We start from the raw sequence: 21278 nt of genomic DNA, 5'->3' as shown, positions 1-21278 counted from the left end.
CGATGAGAAAACGACTGTTAACCGCGGCGCTGACGCTGGCTTTACTCAGCGCGCCCGCGCTGGCGTTGACCCTGAGCGAAGCGCGCCAGCAGGGACGAGTGGGGGAGACGCTGAACGGCTATCTCGCGCCGCTGCGTCAGGATAAAGAGACGCTGGCGCTGGTAAAGCAGATTAACGCCGCGCGCAGCGAAAGCTACCAGCAGCTGGCGGATGACAACAATCTGCCGGTGGATGAAGTGGCGAAAATGGCCGGGCAGAAGCTGGTGGCCCGCGCGCAGCCCGGGGAGTACGTCCAGGGATTGAACGGCCAGTGGCTGCGCAAATAATTAGCGACAGCGCTTGCGGTATTCCCCCGGGGTGACGCCAAAGCGCTGCTTAAAGGCGGTGGAGAAATGGCTGTGGTCGCTGAAGCCCCAGCGGTAGCCGATCCCCGCCAGCTTTTCATCGTCATGGACGTTCTGTAACGCCTGGGCACACAGATCCAACCGCCGGTTCTTAATATACTGCGCCACCACCAGCCCCTGGTCGGCAAACAGCCGGTACAGGCTGCGTACCGACATGCCCGTCTCGCTGGCCAGCCACTCCGGACGCAGATGCTCCGACTGAATGGACGCATCGATTAACGCAATAATCTTCTGAAACTGCTTTTCCCGCCGGGAAGGGGCAGGATCGCGCTGATGCAGCACCGGGCGCAACAGGCAGGCGATCGCCTCCAGCGCGGCTTCGCTCTCGCTGGCGGAGAGCGTCGTGCCGCCCATGCTTTCCAGCAGCAGTCGCTGGCTGAGCTGGACCATTGGCAGAGATTTGTCCAGCCGGCAGGCGGTAGTGATGTCCCCTGTGGGCGCCACCCGCTGGCGCGGCAGCAGCAGCGAGGCCTGACGCGAGGTCTGCTGCCAGACGATGGAGCATGGGCGGGCGGCGTCGATTAACGTGATATCGCCTGCCGCCAGCGTCACCTGGCGATCGTCCTGTTCGATGATGGCTTCGCCGGCGAGCTGAAACACGGTATAGAACCAGGCGTCGTTATCGCGTTTTATCTCATTGCGCGTGCGGTAGAGATTGACGCCGGCGGCGGTGACGGTACTGACCTTGAGGCTGCCGGCGTAGCGGGCGTCAATCTCGCCGTGGAAACTCTCCTTCAGCGGTCGGGCGGCGAAATGGCCGCAGACCTGATTGATCGTCGCCAGCCAGCGCTGATATGCCAGCCCCCCCTCTGCCGTGGTCATCATTCGCCCTTCTCCTGTAATAACAATGTTTCCGCATTGTTGCATTTGTGTCGCCTCAGGCAAGGGCGCGATGGCGGGTATATGAAAGAACTATTACCCGCGGCACATTTCTGCGAGGGCAGACGACGGAATTGCGGCGACTGTCACAGCGGCGCAAACGAATGTCACAGAGAAAAAAGCGCCAACCGCCAACCAGACATAGACTGAAAGCACTATCCGCGATGAATAAGGAAAGGGTATGTCCACCTCACAGATAGCGCTGCTTGCCAGCGTCCAGCAGTTTTTAGACCGTCAGCATGGCCTGTATATCGACGGCGCCCCCTGCGCCGCGCAGAGCGAAAACCGGTTAACCGTCTGGGATCCGGCCACCGGGCAGGCGATTGCCACCACCGCCGACGCCAGCCCGGCGGATGTCGACCGGGCGGTGATGTCCGCCTGGCGCGCTTTTGTCGATCGCCGCTGGGCCGGGCGCACCCCGGCTGACCGTGAACGCATCCTGCTGCGTTTTGCCGATCTGGTGGAGCAGCACGGCGAAGAGCTGGCGCAACTGGAAACCCTCGAGCAGGGGAAATCCATTGCCATCTCCCGCGCCTTTGAGGTCGGCTGCACCCTGAACTGGATGCGCTACACCGCGGGGCTGACCACCAAGATCAGCGGCCGGACGCTGGACGTTTCGATCCCGTTCCCCCAAGGGGCGCGTTACCAGGCGTGGACCAAAAAAGAGCCGGTCGGGGTGGTGGCGGGCATCGTCCCGTGGAATTTCCCGCTGATGATCGGCATGTGGAAGGTCATGCCGGCCCTGGCGGCGGGCTGTTCGATCGTCATCAAGCCCTCGGAAACCACCCCGCTGACCCTGCTGCGGGTGGCGGAGCTGGCGACCCAGGCGGGCATTCCTGACGGGGTGTTCAACGTGGTCACCGGCAGCGGCGCCGGCTGCGGCGCGGCGCTGACCGCCCATCCGCAGGTGGCGAAGGTCAGCTTTACCGGCTCGACGGCGACCGGGAAACAGATTGCCCGCGTGGCTGCCGACCGCCTGACCCGCGTGACGCTGGAGCTGGGTGGCAAGAATCCGGCGATTGTGCTCAAAGACGCCGACCCCCAGTGGGTTATTGAGGGGCTGATGACCGGAAGCTTCCTCAATCAGGGGCAGGTCTGCGCCGCCAGCTCGCGGATCTACATCGAAGCGCCGCTGTTTGACACCCTGGTCAGCGGCTTCGAGCAGGCGGTGAAATCGCTGCAGGTGGGGCCGGGGATGCAGGAGACGGCGCAGATCAACCCGGTGGTCTCCCGGGCCCACTGCGACAAGGTGGCGGCCTACCTCGAAGAGGCTCGCCAGCAGAAGGCAGAGCTCATCAGCGGCAGCGCCGGACCAGATGCGGGAGGGTACTATATTCCGCCAACGCTGGTGGTAAACCCCGACGCCGGACTGCGTCTCAGCCGTGAGGAGGTTTTTGGCCCGGTGGTGAACCTGGTGCGAGTGGCCGATGGCGAGGAGGCGCTGCGCCTGGCCAACGACAGCGATTTTGGTCTGACCGCCAGCGTCTGGACCCGCGATCTGACCCAGGCCCTGAACTACACCGACCGTCTGCAGGCGGGAACGGTATGGGTCAACAGCCATACCCTGATTGACGCCAACCTGCCTTTCGGCGGCATGAAGCAGTCTGGTACCGGCCGCGATTTCGGCCCTGACTGGCTCGACGGCTGGTGCGAAACCAAATCCGTCTGCGTGCGCTACTAACCCTCCGTCGGGGAAGGCGAAAGGCTTTTCCCGACGCGCCGCTTGCCGACCTCCGGTCTTTCTCGCTACTGTGGAGGGCAATCTTTGCCTAATCTGGGCGGTGAATCATCAGGAGGTCTTCGGCATGACAGCATTTCCTAAGGTTGCGCTAATTGGTCCCGGCGCCATCGGCACCACGATTGCCGCCGCCCTGTTTGAGAGGGGGAGGGCACCGATGGTCTGCGGGCGTACCGCCCATTCGGCGCTGGTGCTGCGCACTGACGAGGGTGAGATCGTGGTGCCCGGCCCGGTGTACACCGACCCGATGGCGATAGCCGCCCCCTTCGACCTGGTCTTTGTCGCGGTGAAAACCACCCAGACGGAGGCCATCGCCCCCTGGCTGACGGCCCTGTGTTCCCCTGACACCGTGGTGTGCGTGCTGCAAAACGGCGTTGAGCAGCGCCAGCAGTTTGCCCCCTTGACCGGCGGCGCGACGGTGCTGCCGTCGGTGGTCTGGTTCCCGGCGCAGCGCGATGCCGATGCCTCTGTCTGGTTGCGCGCCACGCCGCGCCTGACGCTGCCGGATCTGCCGGGGGCAGAGCGAGTGCAGCAGGCGCTGGCGGGAACCCGCTGCGCGGTGGACCTGGCGGCTGATTTTACCACCGTGGCCTGGCGCAAACTGTTGCAGAACGCGGTTGCCGGACTGATGGTGCTGACCGGACGCCGCGCCGGGATGTTCGCCCGGGAGGACATCACTGCCCTCGGACTGGCTTATCTGCGCGAATGCCTGCAGGTGGCGCGGGCGGAAGGGGCCGCCCTGAGCGACAGCGTGTCGGAGGAGATTATCGCCGGCTTTCATCGGGCGCCTGCCGACTTAAGCACCTCTATTCTGATCGATCGCCTCAATGGCCGACCGCTGGAGTGGGATATTCGTAACGGCGTGGTGCAGCGTCGCGGGCGTCAGCACGGCATTCCGACGCCGCTCAGCGATATCATCGTGCCGCTGCTGGCGGCGGCCAGCGATGGCCCGGGCTGACCCGGGCAGGCGCGGGGTTAGTCCACCAGGGAGGGATCGAGGTCGATCATCAACTGCTTCATCTCGGCAAAGTGCTGCCTGGAGAAATCGGCAATCTTCTCCCAGTCCTGGGCGGTTTTTTCCGCCACCGCGTCTGACAGCACCTTCAGCGGCTGGCCGGTTGACCAGGCGGTGATCAGGATCTGACAGGCGCGCTCCAGGGTCCAGATATCGTCGAACGCTTCGCCGATGTTCGGGGCGGTCACCAGCACCCCATGGTTGCCCATCAGCAGACGGCGTTTATCTGCCAGCAGCCCCGCCAGCCGGGCGCCTTCTGCCGCGGTGTCCGCCATCCCGCCGTACAGGGTATCGACGGCGACCCGGTTAAAATAGCGGGCCGTGTTCTGGTCGATGGGCAGGATCTGCGGCGTCGCCAGACAGGCGAGGCTGGTGGTGTACACCGGGTGCAGATGCAGCACCACCCGCACGTCGGGCAGTCGCTGATGGATCTGCCCGTGGATGGCCCACGCGGTGGCATCGACGTCAGGGCGCGCGGCGCAACGTTCATCATCGGCGTTCAGCACCAGCAGATCGCTGGCGCGGATGCGCGAAAAGTGTTTCCACTTCGGGTTGAGTAAAAACGTTTTCCCGTCAGCGGAGAGCGCGGCGCTGAAATGGTTGGCCACCGCCTCATGCATGCCGAGATGGGCAATGATGCGAAAGGTGGCCGCCAGGTCGATGCGGATCTGCTCTTCATCGGAATCGCGCATGGGCATTACTCCGCTTTCGGCATCAGGGTCTGCAGATCCTCTTCCGTCGGCGCCTGGAAGTGATATTTCTTCAGCAGGGCGGCATATTCCGGCGTCGCGCTGTATTTTTTCAGCGCCTCTTCGAGGGCGTTTTTCACCTCCATGTTGCCTTTTTTAACGCCAAAGCCGTTCAGCACCGGATAGATCAGCGTGTCAGAGGAGATAACCACCCGGTTGCCCAGCTTTTCCACCACCCCGCGCGCCACGGCGGCGTCGGTGATCTGCGCATCCACTGCGCGCGACAGCAGCGCCTGGGTGGTCTGCGGGTCGGTGGTATAGACGCTCAACGCAATTGGCTTCAGCCCTTTCTTCACGCAGTAGTCGGCGGAAAGCTTCTGTAACTGCGCCAGCCACGAGGTGGCGCCCATCGAGCCGATTTTATGCCCGCAGAAGTCTTCCGGCGTCTTAGGCTGGTAGTCGCTCCCTTTGCGGGCGAGGATCGCCTCCCCGCTTTTCAGGTACGGCACCATGTCGATCACCTTCAGGCGCTCGGCGGTAATGTACATCGACGAGTTGGTGATATCGAAGCGCCCGCCCTGCAGCCCGGGGATCAGGTTGGGGAAGCGGGTATCGATATTCACTGCTTCACGGCCCATGCTCTTCGCCAGGCCGTTGAGCAGTTCAATATCAAACCCCGCCGGCTTATTGTTCTCCATGTACTCGTAAGGGAAAAAGGTCATGTCCGAACCAGCGGTGATCTTACCGCTTTGCTGGAAGGCCAGCGCGTTCAGGGATGTCAGAGCCCCCACTGCGCAGAGCAGCAGAGCCAGCGGGCGTGGTGCGAAAAAGCGTGTCATAAAACCTCCGGAGTGTGGGCGAATTACATGCTGGCGCGATCGGTACCGGCCTGCTGAACAAAAAACGAAGCGCCGCGCGGCTTCTGCGGCAGGCGAAGCTGGTTATCGGTGCTGCGCACCAGACCGCTCTCTTCCCCGGCCACCAGCTGGCCGGCATGGCGGCTCGGCAGCGGGTTTTCGCCGAAGGGCAGCGCATCCTCGGCGGCGTAGACGCTGATGAACAGGGTGCGCGGCAGGGCGGTCTCGTTGGGGCTGGAGGCGTGCAGCAGGCGGGTATGCATAAAGCAGACCGAGCCCGCCGGGCCAAAACAGGCCTGCGGCTGCTGGCAGTGCGTCGCCACCACCTCATCATCCACCGCCCCCGTGAAGCGCCCCTCCTGCCAGTGGGTCCACAGCGGCCCCTGATGGCTGCCCGGCACCACGTTGAGCGGGCCATTCTCTGGCGTCACCTCGCTGACCATCAGCAGAGCGGTGATGATGTCGTCATTGCTGTGTGGGGTGAAAAGGAAATCCTGATGCCATTTCACCTCGGTGGCGGTGTGCGGCAGCTTGGAGTTAATTTTGCTGTGATGAAAGCGGGTGCCGCTGCCGCCGATCAACTGCGCGGCGATGGTCGCCATCCGCGAGTTCAGCGCAGTATGGCGATAGGCCTCGGAGATCTCCGTCGGGGAGGCGACCCGGCGCAGCGACGGATGGTCGGGAGCATGATCGCGCTCGATATCGAAGCGCGGCCGCCCGTCGAGGGTTTCTCCCCACACCGTCGCGTGACCGCGGCTCTCCTCGACCCAGCCGTCGAAATCGCTCTGCAGGGCGGCGATGTCAGCGCTGGAAAGCACTTCTTCGACCACCAGAAAACCCTGCTGATGAAACTGATCAATTTGCCACTGCGCAATCATAGTTTTTCCTCTTCACGTTCCGATAGTTAAGCCAGAGAAACATCTTTGAGAAAGGCCTCGACCCGCGGGTGCTGCCCGCTACGCATCGCCTGCGGCGTGTCATCGCACACCACCCGGCCTTTCTCCATAAACACGATCCGGTCGGACACTTTGAAGGCGAAGTTCATCTCGTGGGTGACGATGACCATGGTGATGCCTTCGTGGGCCAGGGATTCGATAACCTGCAGCACTTCATTCACTTTTTCCGGATCCAGCGCCGAGGTGGGCTCATCGAACAGCATGATCTGCGGACGCATCATCAGGGCGCGGGCGATCGCCACCCGCTGCTGCTGTCCGCCGGAGAGCTGGTGTGGATACTTCCAGGCGTGCTCCAGCATGCCCACTTTGTGCAGCAGTTCGCAGGCGTGCTGGCGCAGCTCCGCGTCACTTGCCAGATGGTGATAGCGCGGGGCCAGCAGCAGATTGCCGAACACGGTCAGATGCGGGAACAGGTTAAAGCTCTGGAACACCATGCCGATGTTCAGGCGATGTTCGGCATTCTCCATAAAGCGCGGCTTCTGCTGCCCCTGGCGGTCGAGGTGAATAAAGGGTTGGCCGTTAATCTGAATTTCGCCGTTATCGATCTGCTCAAGACCGTTCAGCAGGCGAATGAGGGTGGTTTTCCCCGAGCCTGACGGACCGATGACCGAGACCACCTCGCCGGGCTGGATCTGCAGGCTCACCGCCCCCAGCACTTCGACGTTGTTGTAGGCCTTATGCAGCTTAGAGGCCTGCAGTGCCGGCTCATGACTCTGGGTGACGCTGCGCGCCATCGCCGGGCGGCGGGCGCTGGCCAGCCGCTGCATCTCGGCATCTACCGGACGAGCGGTATTGCGCTGGGTTACGTCAAGGTAGTTCTCCAGCCGTTTCAGCAGAAAATCGAACACCGTGACGATAAAGATGTAATAAAACGCCACGGCCGTCATCGTCTCCATGACCAGAAAGTTCTGCGAGTAGAGCTGCTGGCCGACCATCAATATTTCGGTCAGGGAGATCACCGACACCAGCGAACTGAGCTTCACGATGGCGATATATTCATTGGCCAGCGCCGGCAGGGCGACGCGCAGCGCCTGGGGGATGATCACCCGCCACTGGATCCCGGCGTAGCGCAACCCCAGGGCCCGCGCGGCTTCGCTCTGCCCGCGAGGGATGGAGAGCAATCCGCCGCGGTGGATCTCGGCGATATAAGCCGCTTCGCTGAGAACCATCGCCAGCAGGCCGGCCCAGAAGGGATCGTTCAGCACCGGGGCGAAGGAGGGCAGCGCCTGCGGCATGTTGTAGACAAAAATCAGCAGGACCAGCAGCGGCATACTGCGAAATAACCAGATATACAGCCGGGCTGGGGTGGATAACCAGCCGCGCGGCGACTGTTTGGCCAGCGCCAGAATAAATCCGAGCACAATACTGCAGCCCCAGGTCAGCAGACTTAATTTAATGACGGTCCAGGTGGCCCACCAAAAATCGGCATCGCTGAGCAGGCTTAACATGTAGTTCCAGTTAAACGTCATGGGCTATTTCACTCGTCATAATTATCAAAAATTAAAGTGGCTCGGCTGTGCCGTAATGGGGAGCCACCGGTATTCATCGTGCGAATACACTATGCTGGCAGGATGCTTTCAGAGGCAATTAGTAAATTTTTGGCCTTTAAGTTTAAAAAAACTATACAACGATATTAACGATATGGAATTTAAAGTGATTGCTGAGATACTTTGTGCAAACAATTTAAAAACAATGACAGTAATTCAATAACGCTATTTTGTGGGGGAAGGGTATTTTGCGCGAAACTGGGGCAGCTGCTGCCTGTCTGGCGTGCAGCGTGGCGCATGATGGTGCAACGGCGGAAATAAACCACGCGGGCGTAGAGCAATAATAAATATTGCCGCCCCTTGTCGGGCAACGCGCCGCTCTTTTCCGGGGGTGGCACGCGGATTGCTTGGGACTTAGAGGAAAACTATTCCCCACGTGCGCCGGACCATATTTTATCAATGGTGATGCTATGAACCGATTTACCCTGAAGCAGCTCAAATATTTCGTCACCGTGGTGGAGACGGAGAGTATCGCCGAGGCCTCCCGCCAGCTGCACATTGCGCAGCCGTCGATTTCGATTGCCATCAAGAATCTGGAGAGCACCTTCGACCAGCAGCTGTTTATTCGCCACCACGCGCAGGGCGTTTCGCTCACCTCCAGCGGTCGGCGGATCTACGATAAAGCGAAAGAGCTGCTGCGCCTGTCCTGGGAGTTCGAACAGAATTCGCGAGCGGATAAAGAGCTGGTTTCTGGCATGATCTCCATCGGTTGCTTTGAATCGGTGGCCCCGCTGTATATGCCGAAGCTGGTGGCCGGGTTTAAGAAATGCTATCCGGAAATCACCCTGCATCTGTACGACGGCGAACAGCATGAGCTGATGCATGGCCTGCACCGCGGCCGCTTCGACCTGGCGCTGGTCTACGATCTGGAGCTCGGCCATTCGATCAATAAAGAACGGCTCAATGCCCCGCATAAACCCTACGCGCTGCTGCCCGCCGCGCATCCGCTGGCGCAGAAGGCGCAGGTGACGCTGCAGGAGCTGAGCCGTGAGCCGATGATCCTCCTCGATGCGGTCCCCAGTAAAAATTATTTTATCTCCATCTTTAAGGAAAAGGGTTATCACCCGGAAGTGGCTTACAGTTCCCCCTCCATTGAAATGGTGCGCTGTATGGTGGGTCAGGGGTTGGGTTTTTCGGTACTGGTCACCCGGCCCTGCTGCGACATGACCTACGATGGTGAAAGAGTGGTGCAGCGGGATATTGCCGACGAGATGCCCGCCTCGACCTTAATTATGGCGCATCTCGCGAATAATGAGCCCACGCGGCCGACGCAACTGTTTATGGATTATTGTCGCAGCATCGAATTAACCCCAACTCACGCCTGAAATAACGCCTGTCGATCCGGCAGGCATTATTTTTTGTCGTCACTCAGCCTCGCAAAATTCTATTCAGTCGATCGTTTTATAATATTTTACCAATTCGTCACAGTTAAATAACCTGAAAGCCGTCAATTCCGGCGACGTCGTCGGCAACTGTGCTTGAAGGATAGCGAAATGACTGAACAGATTACCGAGATCGATACCCTGGTGGTGGGCGCGGGGCAGGCGGGCGTCGCCATGAGCGAGCATCTGACCCGGCTGGATATCCCCCACCTGGTGCTGGAGAAACAGGGTATTGCCCAGGCCTGGCGCAGCGGACGCTGGGATTCGCTGGTCGCCAACGGCCCGGCCTGGCACGATCGGTTCCCGGGGATGGTGTTCCCGGACTGCCCGGCAGACAGCTTTGTCGGCAAAGAGCAGGTGGCAGACTATTTTGCCGCCTATGCCCGCAGCTTCAATGCGCCGATCCGTACCGGGGTGGAGGTGTACAGCGCCGAACGCCTCGTCGGACGGCCGGGCTTTCGTATTGACACCTCGCAGGGGGGGATTGAAGCGCAGCGGATCGTAGCGGCCACCGGGCCGTTTCAGCGGCCAGTGATCCCGGCCATCGCCCCACAGAGTCAGGCTATTCAGCAGCTCCACTCCGCGCACTATTTTAACCCGCAGCAGCTACCGGAGGGCGGTGTGCTGGTGATTGGCGCAGGATCCTCCGGCGTGCAGATTGCCGATGAGCTACAGCGAGCCGGACGCGCGGTGTGGCTGTCGGTGGGAGCGCACGACCGCCCGCCGCGTCGCTATCGTCAGCGCGATTTTTGCTGGTGGCTCGGGGTGCTGGGAATGTGGGATGCCGCGGCCAATGCGCCGGGTAAAGAGCATGTCACTATCGCGGTGAGCGGCGCGCGCGGCGGCCATACCGTCGATTTTCGCCAGCTGGCGCATCAGGGGGTCACGTTAGTGGGGCAGACCCGCGGCTTTGACGGTGACAAAGCACTGTTTCACCCCGACCTGGCGGAGAATATCCGCCGCGGCGATGCCTCCTACCTTGCGCTGCTCGACGCCGCGGACGCGTGGGTGGCCCGCAACGGCATGGACCTGCCCGAAGAGCCCTCCGCCCGCGAATTTCTGCCCGATCCGGCCTGCGTTACCGACCCGCTGCTCAGTCTCAATCTGGCCGAGGCCGGGATCGGCACCATCATCTGGGCGACGGGCTACACCACTGACTATCGCTGGCTGAAGGTCAACGCCTTCGATGACGCACAGCGGCCACAGCATCACCGCGGCGTATCGACGGAGCCGGGCGTCTATTTCCTCGGCTTGCCGTGGCTCTCGCGGCGCGGGTCCACCTTTATCTGGGGCGTCTGGCACGATGCCAAATATATTGCCGACCAGATCGCCATTCAGCGCCAGTACCAGCGTTACCAGCCGTCCTGTTAACCGTTTTCCTTAAGGAGTGCTTTGATGCCAACTCATACCCGTATTCGCATGTTTAACACCAAAGAGACCTACCCGAACCAGGCGCTGAACAACGATCTGTGCCAGGCGGTGCGGGCCGGCAATACCGTCTACGTTCGCGGCCAGGTTGGCACCGACTTCGCCGGCAATCTGATTGGCCTCGGCGACCCGCGGGCGCAGGCGGAGCAGGCAATGAAGAATGTTGAACAGTTGCTGAAAGAGGCGGGAAGCGACCTCTCGCATATCGTCAAGACCACCACTTATCTGATCGATCCCCGCTATCGCGAGCCGGTCTATCAGGAGGTGGGCAAATGGTTAAAAGGTGTCTTTCCCATCTCCACCGGGGTGGTGGTGTCGGCCCTCGCGCAGCCGCAGTGGCTGATGGAGATTGACGTTACGGCGGTGATCCCTGACGACTGGCAGGGGGAGGCAGCAGAATGACTCTCTCTATTAGCGCCCGCTGCCCGGAATCAGGTCAGCTCGGCATTGCCATTAGTTCGTCGAGCATGGCCGTGGGATCGCGCTGTCCGTGGCTATTGCCCGGCGTCGGCGCGGTCGCCAGTCAGAACATAACCCTGCCGTCGCTGGGGCCGCAGATCCTCAGCGCGCTCGAAGCGGGGGCCAGCGTTGAGCAGGCCCTGAACCTGGCCCTGGCGGAGGATCGCTTCCGCGAATATCGCCAGGTCGCGGCGATTGACGCCAACGGCGACACGGCGGTGTTCAGCGGGGAGTTCACCCTCGGGATCGGCGGCGCCCTGGCGGGGGATAACTGCGTGGCGGCGGGTAACATGCTGGCCGGTCAGGGGGTAATCGCCGCGATGGTGGGCGCCTTTGAGGCCGCCACCGGAGAGCTGGCCAGCCGGCTGCTGGCCGGGCTGCGCGCGGGGATTGCCGCCGGGGGCGAGGCCGGCCCGGTCCACTCGGCGGCGGTGAAGGTGGTGGACGATTATCCGTGGCCGGTGGTCGATCTGCGTATTGACTGGGCGGAGACGGATCCGCTGGCGGCCCTTGAGCAACTGTGGCTGGCCTGGGAGCCGCAAATGGACGCCTATATTACCCGGGCGCTCGACCCGCGCGAGGCGCCCGCCTATGGCGTCCCCGGCGATGAATAACATCCTCGCCGCGCTGCTGGCTTTTGACACCACCAGCCGCCATTCGAACCTGGCGATGATCGACTGGATCGCCGATTTTCTCGCTGCCCGCGGCGTGGCGTCCCGCCGCTTTTATGACCCGTCGGGCGGTAAGGCCAATCTCTACGCCCGGCTGGGGCCGTCCGGCGGCGGTGGGGTGATGCTCTCGGGCCACACCGACGTGGTCCCGGTGGACGGCCAGGCCTGGAGCGTTCCGCCTTTCAGCCTGACCGAGCGCGATGGCCGCTACTATGGCCGCGGCAGCGCCGATATGAAGGGGTTTCTCGCCTGCGTGCTGGCGGCAGTGGATGACTTTCTGGCGGCGCCGCTGCGCATGCCACTGCATCTGGCCTTCTCCTATGACGAAGAGGTCGGCTGTCTCGGCGTGCGCAGCCTGGTGGATTTTCTGCAGGCCTCGCCGGAGAAACCGGCGCTGTGCCTCATCGGCGAGCCAACGGAGATGCAGCCGGTGTTCGGTCATAAAGGCAAACTGGCCATGCGCTGCTGCATCGAGGGGCAAGCCTGCCATTCGGCCTATGCCCCGCAGGGGGTGAATGCCATCCGCTACGCGGCGAGACTGATCAACCACCTGGATCGGCTGGGCGTGCGTCTGGCCCGGCAGCAGGACAGCCGCTTTTCGCCGCCCTTCAGCACGCTGCAGGTGGGCACCATTCAGGGTGGGGCCGCGCTGAACATTGTTCCGCAGTCCTGCCGCTTTGATTTTGAGATCCGCTACCTGCCGGGGATGCGTCCCGAAGCGGTCACCGAGGCGCTGGCGGCCTACGCCCATCGCCAGCTGCTGCCGGAGATGCGCCGGGTAGGCAGCGGGAGCGACATCCAGTTCCAGCTGTTAAGCCACTATCCGCCGCTGCTCAGCGATCCGCAGTCCGACTTCGCCCGCTGGCTGGCGCAGTGGTGCGGCAGCGACCGCTTCTCCACCGTGGCGTTCGGCACCGAAGGAGGGCTGTTCGATGAGATGGGCGTCGCGACCCTGGTCTGCGGACCGGGCAGCATGGCCCAGGGCCATAAGGCCGATGAGTACATCAGCATCGCGCAGACCGAGCGCTGTATGACGATGCTGAGACAGCTTTGCGCGTGGATGCGTGCCGAACCGGCGGAACCGCTCACCTGATCCCTCAACACAGGAACCCAAGCGATGCACAATCAACACTCTCCCCACATCGATCAAGCGACCATCGACCGCTGGCAGGCGGATGGCGCGGTGTTATTAAAAGGCGTCTTTACCCCCTGGGTCGAGCGCCTCGCCGAAGGGGTCACGGCGCTGATGGCCAGCCCCAGCGAGTATGGTCATGCGCGCACGGTGATCCCCAAAGATGGTTCGCCGCCTTTTTTTCAGGACTACTGCAACTGGTCGCGGATCCCGGCGTTTAGCGAGTTTGTCTTTCAGTCAGCGGCCGCCGAGATCGCGGCGGCGCTGATGCAGTCGCAGACGGCGAAATTTTTCCATGAACATACGCTGGTCAAACCGGCCGGAGGCAGCACGGTGACTCCCTGGCATCATGACCAGCCTTACTATTGCGTCTCCGGCAGGCAGAACGTCAGCTTCTGGATCCCGCTGGACCCGGTGGCGGAGGCCACCTCGCTGCGTTGCATTCGCGGGTCGCATCGCTGGGAGGAGGAGTTCAGTCCTACCCGTTTCAATGGCACTAAGCTTTACGAGCACACCCGGTTCAGCACCCTGCCGGATATCGACGCCCATGAGGACGAATACGATATCGTCAGCTGGGCGCTGGAGCCGGGGGATGCGGTGGCCTTCCATTTTCGCACCGTCCATGGCGCCCGCGGCAACCCCGGCGCGCGGGCGCGACGGGTCTTCTCCGCCCGCTGGGTGGGGGATGACGCCTCGTTTGCCGATCGCGGCGGCGTGACGTCGCCACCGTTCCCCGAGCTGACCCTGCGGGACGGCGACCCGCTGGATTCCCCGCTGTTCCCCCAGGTTTGGCCGCGGGCGTGAGCCACTGGCGGCGGGATCTGCTATGATCCCGCCTTTCGCTGTCTGGAGCCAGTCGATGTTCAACGACGCCATTGTTTATGACCGCTACGGGCCGCCGGCCGCCGTGCTGACCCTGAAACGCCTGCCGCTGGCGCCGCTGGCGGGCGGACGGGTGCGGGTCAGGATGCGCTTTGCCCCGGTGAATCCTTCGGATCTGATCCCCGTGACCGGCGCCTATCGCCACCGCACCCGACTGCCGGCCGTCGCCGGCTATGAAGGCCTTGGCGAGGTGGTCGCCGCGCCATACGGCAGCCGGTTAGCCGCGGGCCAGCGGGTGCTGCCTCTTCGCGGAGGCGGCACCTGGCAGCGGTTTATCGATCTGGATGAGACCTGGCTGGTGCCGGTGCCGCCGGCAGTTGACGATCTGCTGGCCGCCCGCGGGTATATCAATCCGCTGACCGCGATGCTGATGCTCAAGCGCTGGCCGGTTGCCGGAAAACACCTCGTGCTGACCGCGGCATCGTCCTCCTGCGCCAGTCTGCTGCGGCAGTGGGCGCTGGCGATGGGCGCCCGCTCGGTGAGCGGGATTATTCGCTCGCCGCAGCATCGGGCGCGCCTGGAACAGGCCGGGATCTATCCGATCCTCGATACCGACCGGGCGCTGATGGAGAAGGTCAGCCAGCACAGCGATCTGGTGTTTGACGCGGTGGGCGGCGAACTGGCGAATACGCTGCTGTCGGTGCTGCCCGGGTCGTCGACCCTCATCTCCTATGGGCTGTTATCCGGGCGGCCGCTGACCCAGACGCGCGGTAGCGCGACGGTGCGCAAGTTTCATCTGCGGGAGGCGCTGCCGACACTCAGCGTGGCGGCGTGGCGGGCAGCGTTCGACGAAATCTGGCAGCGCCTGCCAACGACCTCCCAGCCGCCGGCCCAGCGTATAGCGTTGAACGACTGGCGGGCGGCGATTGCCGCCGCCGGCCAGCCGGGAAGAGGCGGTAAGATCCTGCTGGATTTCACCGCTGGTTAAGATTACTTTTTCTTTTCGCCCAGAGTAGGGGTTTCGTCAAAGAAGTTCCACGGCTTGAGCAGCGCGTGCGCCCACTCGGTCGGCATGATCGGCCACTCTTCGGCGCGCGCCACGTGGGTGGTGCCGGTGGTGATCCACACGACGTCATCGTGGTTAGTCAGCGACTCATCATCCTTCGCGTACTGGCCCAGGCCGGTATCGTGGGCGGAACGGTTCGGGTATTTCCCTTCCGGATATCGCTCTGTCGGGTGGTAGCGCGTCACCCACAGCTGTTTATCCATAAAACTCAGGCGATGATATATCCACTCGTCCGGGGCGAATTTGGCGCCGGTCGCCGCCGGGTGCGTGCCGCCGGCGTAAGGGATAATCTGGTATGAGACCGGGTTGCCCATGCGGTTCTCTTTGCTGGTGTTGCTCAGCAGGCGAATGGTGCCAGGGTCGAATTTCTGCGCCGCTTTTTGCTCGCTGTCAATCGTGTACTGATTCACCTGCATAGTACTGGTGCGCGGGCCGCCGGCGGTGTTGGGCTTCACTTCCGGGTCCATCGCCACCAGGGTGTTGTTCTCGCCGTCCACATCGAGGTCGAGGCGGAAGTTATAGATGTGCTGGTGAGTGGTGCCGACAATATTATGGTCGATCAGCGTTCCGTAGCGGGTATCCTCTTTGGCGCTGGGGTCATGCATGGTCTTCGCCAGCACGCCTTTCACCGCTTCAATGCCGGTGGCGCCAGCATCGATACCGATGGTGCCGTTGTCGTGGAACACCCAGTCAAAGATATAGTCGTAGTTGCCGACGGTGCTGATCCAGCGTACCACCAGCTCCCGGCGTTCGGTGCTGACGTTGGGTTTGCCCATCTCCAGGTGCTTATACTCAGGCCCGGCATAGCGTTCGAATATGGCCACCGCGCCTGGAATAGTGGTTGGTTTGCCGGTGTAATCGGCGATAGTTTCGTCCAGCAGTACCGCATTTGACGGCGCATCTTTACCGCGAACAATCGGCGAGGTCAGGGTGCCCATGCCGTAATCGCCGGAGTCCAGATAGGCTTTGAAATACCAGCCGACGTCCGGGTCGCCGTAGGGGACGATCATCCCGCCGAGGGAACCTTCATACATCACCTGGCGTTTTGTGCCGTTATCGTTGTAAGTCACCGTTGACAGAATTGGTCCGACGCGCGAGTTCAGGCGCAGATGAAAATCCCAGTTCTGCCAGTGAATGGTATCGCCGGTGATCGTGTAGTTTTTGCCTTCCGGTTCGGTTATCTCCAGCGGTTTCACCGCCGGGGCGTTGCGGTCGCGACCATCATACGGACGGGGCTCCATTGGGACCGGGATCACCGGACCTTCTTCGATTTTGATGATTTTCTTCGCTTCAAGGTCGACCACCGCCACCAGGTTTTCAATCGGGTGCGCCCAGTAGTTGCCGTCGCCGGTATCCAGATAACTGACCACCTTCAGCAGACGCGCATCCTGCTGCAGGCCATCTTTGCCATCAAAAAAGCCAACGGTGAGCGGGGTGGTGACCACTTTGCCAGGATCGGTAATACCGTGCTTTTTCAGCACCTCAGCGAATTCGCTGCTGGTATTGATGATGTTCTGCACGCTGACAAAATCATCGAGCAGCACCATCCCGTGGGCGCCTTTGATCGGCGTCCAGGAGAGGATTTTTTTGTTTTGCAGATCGACCACGGCTTCAATGACGTGTTTGCCATCGAGCATCACCACATCGGCAGTGCGGGGAGCATCGACCGGCGTTCCCTGCAGGGCAAAGGCCCATACCGCCGCCTTGTCCGGCTCGTGTAAGGAAATCTCAGTAAAGCGGGTATTCGGCTGAAACTCCGGCGCGGCTTTGACAATGGTCACCGCTTTACTGATTTCCGCCGCCGAGAGCGAGTTTAACGGGTGCGGGCGCTTTTCCACCTGGAAGGTCTGATCGAGACCGGACTGGAAGACATCGTTGATAAAGGTATCGGAAACCCAGGCTTTACCTTCCTTCATTACCACAGGCACCGGTAGGTCAAGGGATTTACCGTTGACGATCGCCGTTTTGGCGCCGGGCTTTACTTTGACGTAAGCGCCGTCTTTTATCAGGGTGAACATTTGCGCGTAGTCATCCCACTGCACATCAGCGCCGAATTCCTGCAGCGTTTTATCCAGCGGTACCATGTGGGCTTCGCTACCGTGAGCGAAGACCGGTGATTGCCAGGCGCAAACCACCGCCACGGCCAGCGCCAGCGCGGTTTTACGAGGAGAAAATTTCAAGCCGTTTGCCATTGTGACCTCATCTTATTGTTGTGTTGTCTCTTGCCGCTGCGAATGTCGGCTTTGTCATCCTTAAGCTACCAGCCAGCGGCGCCGGGGCGTTTGTTTGCTTTTGCCAGCTTGTTTGTCAGTTTTGCCAGACGGGCGTAAAAAATGCCTCCGCAGAGGCATTGAGAACGTGCGCTGATTTTTTTGCCGGGTGGCGGCTGACGCCTTACCCGGCCTACGGTCCGTGCGGCCTGCCGTTAATTTATTCACCATTCTTGCTGGCCCGAGCCCGGGGGTACAGGGGGCGGCGGCGACTGGCCGCCCCCTGTGCGCTCCCAGCGCTATGCCAGGCATAACGCAGACGATTAACCGGGAGCGCAATGTGCGCTGAAGCCACGGATAACATAAAGGACTTCCCGGGGCGAAACCGTTGCAAACCGATTGCAGTATCAATGGCTAAAGGGTCGGCCAACAGAGCGCCAGCGGTCTATTTTTCGCTATCACGCCGGGAAATCTCCCTGTTGACGCGCCACCAGGGTCAGAATGGAATACAGCGCCACCGCCTGCTGGTGCTGATTGAAAATCTCCACCGCCCATTCCACCACGCCGGTGGCTTTCTCATCGGCGCTGCGCTGATGTTTGACCGTTTTCCGCTTACAGGTGAGGCGAACCTGAATGGTGTCGCCCGGTTTGACCGGCTCAATAAAGCGCAGGTTTTCCATGCCGTAGTTGGCGATAACCGGCCCGACGCCGGCATCGACGAACAGCCCGGCCGCGGCGGAGATCAGGAAATAGCCGTGGACCACCCGCTCGCCAAAAATCGACTCGGCGGCGGCGATTTTGTCCATATGCGCGTAGAAATGATCGCCGCTCAGGCAGGCGAAGTTAACGATATCCGCTTCGGTCAGGGTTCGGCGCGGGGTTAATAAGCTGTCGCCAGGCTGAATCTCTTCGAAATATTTGCGGAACGGGTGAATACGGTCTTCGTTCACCTGGGCGCCGCGCACCCACTGTTGACCGATGGTCGCCAGCATCGTTGGGCTGCCCTGGACCGCGGTACGCTGCATATAGTGTTTCACCGAACGCAGCCCGCCAAGCTCTTCTCCGCCGCCAGCGCGGCCAGGGCCGCCGTGCACCAGCTGCGGCAGCGGCGAACCGTGGCCGGTTGATTCTGCGGAGGATGCTTCATTCAGTATCTGAATACGGCCATGGGCGCGGGCGGCGCCGAGGATAAACTCGCGCGCCAGCTCGCCGCTGGCGGTGACCAGCGTCCCCGCCAGACTGCCGCCGCCGGCGCGCGCCAGCGTCAGCGCATGCTGGCGGTCGCGATACGGCATCAGCGTCGCCACCGGACCAAAAGCTTCAATGGCGTGTACCGCCGGCGTTTCATCCGGCTGTGAGCAGTACAACAGGGTCGGCGGGAAAAATGCGCCGGCCGCGCTGAGATCCGCCTCTCCACCGAGGAGTACTTCGCAGCCAGCGGCTATCAGCTTATTGACGCTCTCCTGTACGTCCTGACGCTGTTCGCTATTAACCAGGGCCCCCATCTTAACGCCCTCCTGCGCAGGGTCACCGACGGTTACTTTATGCAGGCGGGAGATCAGTGCATCGCTAACCGCATTAATCTGAGCCAGTGGCACAATGATTCTGCGGATAGCGGTACATTTTTGCCCGGCTTTCGCCGTCATCTCGCGGACCACTTCCCGAATAAACAGCGCGAATTCCGGTTGCTCCGGAGTGACGTCTTCGCCTAACACGCAGCAGTTGAGTGAATCTGCTTCCATGGTAAAGGGAATGGATTTGGCTACCAGGTTAGGGTGCGCCCGTAGCTGCTGGCCGGTGGCGGCTGACCCGGTAAAGGTCACCACGTCCTGGCTATCGAGGTGGTCGAGCAGATCGCCCGCGCCGCCGCAAATCAGGCTGATGGCGCCCTCCGGCACCAGGCCGCTGTCGACAATCGCTTTCACCATTGCCTGGGTGAGCTGGGCGGTAGCGGTTGCCGGTTTAATGATCGCCGGCATACCGGCAAGCCACGTGGGCGCCAGTTTTTCCAGCATTCCCCAGCAGGGGAAGTTGAAGGCGTTGATATGGACGGCGACGCCTGATTTTGATGTCAGCACATGACGCGCGGCAAAACCGCCCTGTTTGGAGAGCGGGATGAGCTCGTCTTCCGGCCACAGGATATCGTCCGGTAATTCTCGACTACCGAGCCCGGCATAGGTGAAAAGGGTACCGATACCGCCTTCAATATCCACCCAACTGTCGGCGCGAGTGGCGCCGGTTTGCGCGGAGATGGCGTAGAACTGGTCTTTCTGCTCCAGCAGGTGTTTCGCCACCGCTTTCAGCATCGCGCTGCGTTCAATAAAGGTCATCGCCTGCAGGGCTTTACCACCGCGCTCAATCGCGAAGCGGCGCGCCTGCGCCATATCCAGGCCTTCACTGGTCACCTCCCAAAGCGCCGCGCCGGTGATGGCGTGATGGATAGTACGGGCGCGGCCCCGGCCGGTCTGCCAGGCGCCGGATAAGTAGCTGGCTAACTGCTGCATCGCAAATCTCCAAATGTGTTACGTGTGATATCTATAAATAGTTCTTTTATGAATCATAAAATGCAAGCCCGTATTTAATAAATTATTAACATTGTGATCGCGATGGCGTTACGCCTTATGCTTAACTTACTGTATTAATTGTGGTTTACAAAAGGTTTTGCGGAGATTATCACAAAAAGAGCAAACAAAATTTGTGGTTTTATTTAACCAATATGTAACCTTCAATAAACAAAGTGATTCACATAAATGTTTTTGTTGTGAATATCTGAATCATAAAGGTGATGACGTGACAGAAGAACAACGCTTTGACCAGCGCATCGCGCAGGAAACGGCCATCGAACCGCAGGACTGGATGCCGGATGCCTACCGTAAGACCTTGATTCGGCAGATAGGCCAGCACGCGCACTCGGAGATCGTCGGCATGCTGCCGGAAGGCAACTGGATCACCCGCGCGCCGACGCTGCGCCGCAAAGCGATCCTGTTGGCTAAGGTACAGGATGAGGCTGGACACGGGCTGTATCTCTATAGCGCCGCGGAAACCCTTGGCTGCGCCCGGGAAGACCTGTATCAGAAGATGCTCGACGGGCAGATGAAATACTCCTCCATTTTTAACTACCCGACCCTCAGCTGGGCGGATATCGGCGTGATCGGCTGGCTGGTCGATGGCGCGGCCATCGTCAACCAGGTGGCGCTGTGCCGGACCTCCTACGGCCCCTATGCCCGGGCGATGGTCAAAATCTGCAAAGAAGAGAGCTTTCACCAGCGTCAGGGTTTTGAAGCCTGCATGGCGCTGGCGCAGGGCAATGACGCGCAGCGGCAGATGCTGCAGGACGCTATTAACCGCTTCTGGTGGCCGGCGCTGATGATGTTCGGCCCCAACGATGACAACTCGCCGAACAGCGCCCGCAGCATGGCGTGGAAAATCAAACTGCACTCCAACGACGAGCTACGTCAGCGCTTCGTCGACAATACCGTGCCGCAGGTAGAGATCCTCGGTATGACCGTCCCGGACCCGGATTTGCAGTTTGATGAAGCCAGCGGCCACTACCGCTTCGGCGAAATCGACTGGCAGGAATTTAACGAGGTGATTAGCGGCCGTGGCATTTGCAATCACGAGCGGTTGGCCGCCAAGCGTAAGGCCTGGGAAGAGGGCGAATGGGTGCGCGAAGCCGCGCTGGCCCATGCGCAAAAACAGCAGGCCCGCAGCGCAGCATGAGGAGAGACAACATGAGCAAAGTTTACTGGCCGTTATATGAAGTGTTCGTTCGCAGCAAACAGGGGTTATCCCATCGTCACGTCGGCAGTCTGCACGCTGCCGATGATCAAATGGCGCTGGAGAATGCCCGCGATGCCTACACCCGCCGCAGCGAAGGCTGCTCAATTTGGGTGGTGAAGGCCAGCGAAATCGTTGCTTCGCAGCCGGAAGATCGCAGCGAATTCTTCGACCCGGCGGAAAGCAAAGTCTACCGTCATCCGACTTTCTATACCGTGCCGGACGGCATGGAACATATGTGAGGCG

At 61.2% G+C, this 21278-nt stretch carries 19 protein-coding genes; 12 read left to right on the top strand and 7 right to left on the bottom strand.

Annotation, left to right across the window (positions count from 1 at the left end; translation table 11 throughout):
- Positions 1-2 precede the first annotated feature (2 nt).
- Positions 3-326 (top strand): YdbL family protein, encoded by a 324-nt coding sequence (locus KHQ26_RS04680; RefSeq protein ID WP_002902522.1) that lies wholly within the window; start codon positions 3-5, stop codon positions 324-326.
- On the opposite strand, the gene feaR is transcribed toward KHQ26_RS04680, so the two are convergent.
- Complete coding sequence (gene feaR, locus KHQ26_RS04675) at positions 327-1229, bottom strand: transcriptional regulator FeaR (protein ID WP_016947236.1); 903 nt, start codon at positions 1227-1229, stop codon at positions 327-329. It abuts the gene before it with no gap.
- A 235-nt stretch (positions 1230-1464) separates the two neighbouring features.
- On the opposite strand from feaR, the gene KHQ26_RS04670 reads away from it, so the two are divergent.
- Both KHQ26_RS04670 and KHQ26_RS04665 read left to right on the top strand, forming a co-directional pair.
- Positions 1465-2964 carry an aldehyde dehydrogenase family protein gene (locus KHQ26_RS04670; RefSeq protein ID WP_004140136.1) on the top strand — a complete coding sequence of 500 codons (1500 nt, stop codon included), beginning with the start codon at positions 1465-1467 and terminating at the stop codon, positions 2962-2964.
- Positions 2965-3088: 124 nt separating this feature from the next.
- On the top strand, positions 3089-3979 hold the full coding sequence (locus KHQ26_RS04665; protein WP_020803991.1) for an oxidoreductase: 891 nt from the start codon (positions 3089-3091) through the stop codon (positions 3977-3979).
- Between the two features lie 17 nt (positions 3980-3996).
- Here KHQ26_RS04665 and KHQ26_RS04660 read toward each other — a convergent pair whose 3' ends face one another.
- Genes KHQ26_RS04660 through KHQ26_RS04645 form a run of 4 tightly spaced genes read right to left on the bottom strand, consistent with a single transcriptional unit; the run spans position 3997 to position 8007 of the window.
- Positions 3997-4728, bottom strand: coding sequence for a class II aldolase and adducin N-terminal domain-containing protein (locus KHQ26_RS04660; RefSeq protein WP_016947239.1), 732 nt, complete (start codon positions 4726-4728; stop codon positions 3997-3999).
- 5 nt (positions 4729-4733) lie between these two features.
- The gene (locus KHQ26_RS04655; protein WP_016947240.1) at positions 4734-5564 is read right to left on the bottom strand and encodes an ABC transporter substrate-binding protein; all 831 of its coding nucleotides are present in this window, start codon (positions 5562-5564) and stop codon (positions 4734-4736) included.
- Between the two features lie 23 nt (positions 5565-5587).
- The gene (locus tag KHQ26_RS04650) at positions 5588-6460 is read right to left on the bottom strand and encodes a phytanoyl-CoA dioxygenase family protein (RefSeq protein ID WP_020804005.1); all 873 of its coding nucleotides are present in this window, start codon (positions 6458-6460) and stop codon (positions 5588-5590) included.
- 26 nt (positions 6461-6486) lie between these two features.
- Positions 6487-8007, bottom strand: a complete 1521-nt coding sequence (locus KHQ26_RS04645; RefSeq protein WP_004190429.1) for an amino acid ABC transporter permease/ATP-binding protein — start codon at positions 8005-8007, stop codon at positions 6487-6489.
- A gap of 488 nt (positions 8008-8495) precedes the next feature.
- On the opposite strand from KHQ26_RS04645, the gene KHQ26_RS04640 reads away from it, so the two are divergent.
- From KHQ26_RS04640 to KHQ26_RS04610, 7 genes are all read left to right on the top strand, one after another.
- A complete protein-coding gene (locus KHQ26_RS04640) occupies positions 8496-9410 on the top strand; it encodes a LysR substrate-binding domain-containing protein (RefSeq protein WP_004190428.1) in 915 nt (304 codons plus the stop codon).
- A gap of 168 nt (positions 9411-9578) precedes the next feature.
- The gene (locus KHQ26_RS04635) at positions 9579-10838 is read left to right on the top strand and encodes a flavin-containing monooxygenase (protein ID WP_020803972.1); all 1260 of its coding nucleotides are present in this window, start codon (positions 9579-9581) and stop codon (positions 10836-10838) included.
- A 24-nt stretch (positions 10839-10862) separates the two neighbouring features.
- Positions 10863-11297, top strand: a complete 435-nt coding sequence (locus tag KHQ26_RS04630; RefSeq protein WP_004190423.1) for a RidA family protein — start codon at positions 10863-10865, stop codon at positions 11295-11297.
- Positions 11294-11968: a DUF1028 domain-containing protein gene (locus KHQ26_RS04625; RefSeq protein ID WP_020804013.1), complete on the top strand. Its 675-nt coding sequence runs from the start codon at positions 11294-11296 to the stop codon at positions 11966-11968. The genes KHQ26_RS04630 and KHQ26_RS04625 overlap by 4 nt, the downstream gene beginning before the upstream one ends.
- Positions 11946-13118 carry an acetylornithine deacetylase gene (gene argE / locus KHQ26_RS04620; RefSeq protein ID WP_023279025.1) on the top strand — a complete coding sequence of 391 codons (1173 nt, stop codon included), beginning with the start codon at positions 11946-11948 and terminating at the stop codon, positions 13116-13118. The genes KHQ26_RS04625 and argE overlap by 23 nt, the downstream gene beginning before the upstream one ends.
- A 24-nt stretch (positions 13119-13142) precedes the next feature.
- Entirely contained in the window at positions 13143-13961 is an 819-nt protein-coding gene (locus KHQ26_RS04615) for a phytanoyl-CoA dioxygenase family protein (RefSeq protein WP_004224479.1), read from the top strand.
- A 22-nt stretch (positions 13962-13983) separates the two neighbouring features.
- The gene (locus KHQ26_RS04610; protein ID WP_075204417.1) at positions 13984-14967 is read left to right on the top strand and encodes a zinc-dependent alcohol dehydrogenase family protein; all 984 of its coding nucleotides are present in this window, start codon (positions 13984-13986) and stop codon (positions 14965-14967) included.
- Positions 14968-14969: 2 nt separating this feature from the next.
- On the opposite strand, the gene tynA is transcribed toward KHQ26_RS04610, so the two are convergent.
- Positions 14970-17237 (bottom strand): primary-amine oxidase, encoded by a 2268-nt coding sequence (gene tynA / locus KHQ26_RS04605; protein WP_020803986.1) that lies wholly within the window; start codon positions 17235-17237, stop codon positions 14970-14972.
- A 476-nt stretch (positions 17238-17713) separates the two neighbouring features.
- Positions 17714-19759, bottom strand: coding sequence for a phenylacetic acid degradation bifunctional protein PaaZ (gene paaZ / locus KHQ26_RS04600; RefSeq protein WP_020804009.1), 2046 nt, complete (start codon positions 19757-19759; stop codon positions 17714-17716).
- 286 nt (positions 19760-20045) lie between these two features.
- Between paaZ and paaA the strand changes: the two genes are divergently transcribed.
- On the top strand, positions 20046-20975 hold the full coding sequence (gene paaA / locus KHQ26_RS04595) for a 1,2-phenylacetyl-CoA epoxidase subunit PaaA (RefSeq protein ID WP_004176377.1): 930 nt from the start codon (positions 20046-20048) through the stop codon (positions 20973-20975).
- An 11-nt stretch (positions 20976-20986) separates the two neighbouring features.
- Positions 20987-21274, top strand: coding sequence for a 1,2-phenylacetyl-CoA epoxidase subunit PaaB (gene paaB / locus KHQ26_RS04590; RefSeq protein WP_004176376.1), 288 nt, complete (start codon positions 20987-20989; stop codon positions 21272-21274).
- The last annotated feature ends 4 nt before the right edge of the window (positions 21275-21278 follow it).

It is taken from the genome of Klebsiella sp. 10, from assembly GCF_018223925.1.
Classification (GTDB): Bacteria; Pseudomonadota; Gammaproteobacteria; order Enterobacterales; family Enterobacteriaceae; genus Klebsiella; species Klebsiella pneumoniae.
This window is presented reverse-complemented; position numbering and strand designations above follow the sequence as displayed.